The 2,742-nt window shown below is 55.4% G+C and carries 3 protein-coding genes; all 3 read right to left on the bottom strand.

Annotated features, from left to right (window positions below; all coding sequences use genetic code 11):
* Nucleotides 1–43: 43 nt before the first annotated feature.
* A complete protein-coding gene (locus BLT75_RS23965; protein WP_143028680.1) occupies nt 44–313 on the bottom strand; it encodes a hypothetical protein in 270 nt (89 codons plus the stop codon).
* Nucleotides 314–750: 437 nt separating this feature from the next.
* Entirely contained in the window at nt 751–1,482 is a 732-nt protein-coding gene (locus BLT75_RS23960) for an SDR family NAD(P)-dependent oxidoreductase (RefSeq protein ID WP_093038267.1), read from the bottom strand.
* Between the two features lie 138 nt (nt 1,483–1,620).
* Nucleotides 1,621–2,442, bottom strand: a complete 822-nt coding sequence (locus BLT75_RS23955) for a methyltransferase domain-containing protein (protein ID WP_093038264.1) — start codon at nt 2,440–2,442, stop codon at nt 1,621–1,623.
* Nucleotides 2,443–2,742: the final 300 nt, after the last annotated feature.

The raw sequence follows: 2,742 nt of genomic DNA, 5'->3' as shown, positions 1-2,742 counted from the left end.
GATGATCTCTATCTCAGACATAAGCACGTGCTCAGGCATAGGCCTAAGCCTCCATGGTTATGCCCAAGTGTCCGGTCGAAACGGGGGCCAGTTCAATGCCCCCGATCCTCAGGCAAACAGTGCCATCCTTGTTCCAACTCCAATAGCCATACTCTTCATGCTCGGCATCCCATAGGCCCCGGAACATGAGTTCGTGAAGCTGGTCGCCTTGGATCTCGCTGGATTGAGCGGTCAATTGAACTACCGAGGCGATGAACACGACACATCCAAGCACGACCGACAAAAGAGGGTTCCGGATAGTTGAAATTCGCATTTCGTCCTCCCGTCATTATCGATCTGCAGCAACCATACAACGTCAGTCCGCTAAAGTCAGCTTCGTCCGCAATAGCGTCGGTCATCCAGCCTATCATGCTGAACAGTGCACCGACGGCCGCTTCGGTGAAGCTGCGATGCGACAGAGCGGCACACAGGGAACGGTCGAAGTCGCCCTGCGCCATAATGGGCTATGTCCGCATACCGCGCATTGCGCCAGTTCGAGTGGAGCGCAGCAATCGTCGCGATGGGCTCTGAGCCCGTATTCGCGGCGTTTGACATTAACGTCGCTTGCCGAAGCGTGAATGTCTCGGGTGCGACGGGCAAGGCCAAAGATCAATGGCTTGGCGTTTGTGGCGAACGGCCGGTTTCCTGCGGTCTGAGCCAAGGTGTGTGCCGCAGTCGCATTGGGCCGCTTCGAGCCCGACCTGACCAGAGCTACATTGCGCTGTATCCGCCATCAACTGGTATAGTTACACCTGTCACAAACCCCGCAAGATCTGACGATGCAAGGAAAAGAATTGTCCCTGCCATTTCTTCAGGCTCGCCCCAGCGCGCTAATGGCGTACGCTTTAATATGGAGCCGCTGGATGCCTCGTTTGCCTGCGTGCCCGCGGTCAGATTTGTTCTGACCCATCCCGGAGCGATGGCGTTTACGCGTATACCATCACGCGCATAGGCAACGGCAAGAGACTTGGTTAATCCGACAATCCCTGTCTTGCTCGCCGAGTAGGCCGGGCCAGACCCGCTTCCAAAATAACTATACATCGAGGCGATGTTGATGATGCAACCGGGGCGTTTCGCAAGTCGCGGATGCAGGCCGAGGCTTAGCCGGTAAACCGAGTTCAGATTGATAAACATGTTCCGATCAAAACCCTCAGGTAACAAACCTTCGGGAGGGTCTACAAAGGTACCTGCGTTGTTGACCAGGACATCCACAGGACCGACAGCCGCGATGAGAGCATCCACTGACGCGGTGTCTTCCATTATCGCTTGATGGTAGTGGAAGGCCGAGAGGTTACACGGATATTGGTCGGCGGTTTCCTTGGTCCCTGTCACCGAGACCGAAGCCCCGGCATTGAGAAAGGCTTGTGCAATGGCAAGTCCGATACCGTTTGAGCCGCCAGTCACAAGGATATTCTGTTCAGAATAGTCAATTGAATAAACCATTCTTGTTCCTCCTCACCTTGTCCCGAAAACAGATTTAACATTCTTCGCGGTCAGACTGTCCATACAGCCTCTGCCCAAACCGGACACATCTGTGCCGAACAAGCTGAAGCGTTTCCATGCGGCGCGCCGCGGTCTTGATCAAGCCGCGGCAGACACAACCGCGGCTGGGATCGGAATCTTATATGGAGCGTTTGGCCCAAATTCAGTTTGAACGGACTTGCCTATCGCGGCCCTGATCGCAGCAGCGTTCTCTTCAGGCTGTGACCGAAGCAAGAGTGCCCCTCTCACGGTTCCCTCGTAGAAATAATCGAACGGGGTGCAGGGGGCTGATACTTCCCAGACACAGCTCGAAGATTGAGTATGTGGGTCCGAAAAACCAGCTGCTTTCAGTATTGGGTATGAATGCTTGGGGTCTGCGAAGGCATGCAGAGGCGGGCCCGGAGGCAAAGAGACGTCTTTGCTTCCATGTTCGGCGATCGCTCCGAATACGATCCGAAAGGCAGCTGAAGTCTCGGGAGACTCCCAAACCGAATATACAAATCGACCACCAGGTCTCAGGACTCGTTTGGCCTCCCTGATTGCTGCTTCAGCATCCGGAATATGAAGAATGCCAAATCCCATCGTTACCGCGTCGAATGCGTTGTCGCCAAAGGGCAAGCACGTCGCATCACCTTGTACGAAATCCACGGCCGGTGCAGATTGCCTAGCGATTTCAAGCATCGCCGCAGAGAAGTCCAAGCCGGTCACCTCCGCACCTACGGTTGCCAGACCCCTCGCGACGATGCCCTGACCGCAACACACATCAAGTACGCGCGCCCCCTCCGTGACGAGGGACGCTTCCACGATATCGGCCACGCATTGTTCGGCCGCTGAGGCAAACCCCTCTGCATAGGCTTTGGCTGTCGCTGGCTCGGACCAGCCCTCGAACTCCGCCTTTGCGAACTCTGAAAAATTTTCCATTCGATCTTCCCCCAGTTGCCTTCGTTTGCATTTTAGCACGATGCCGGTTGGAAGTCCGTTTTGCGCGTGGGTCCCTTCGCGGCGACTAGTTCGGAGATATCTTCGAGGTAGCTCTGTCCGCGGAGCTGCCACTGACGCTGATCGGCGTCACGTCTGCAATGGGCAGCACTTTAGACATCTGACGAAACGCTCAGATGACGGCATCGAGCCCAAAGGAGCCAGTCGACAAACGTTTATGTCACTGTCGCGATCGGGTAGCGTTGGATTTAAAGGATAACTCTGTCAAAGGATTCCACTGGA

It is taken from the genome of Ruegeria marina (genome assembly GCF_900101475.1).
Classification (GTDB): Bacteria; Pseudomonadota; Alphaproteobacteria; order Rhodobacterales; family Rhodobacteraceae; genus Ruegeria_B; species Ruegeria_B marina.
This window is presented reverse-complemented; position numbering and strand designations above follow the sequence as displayed.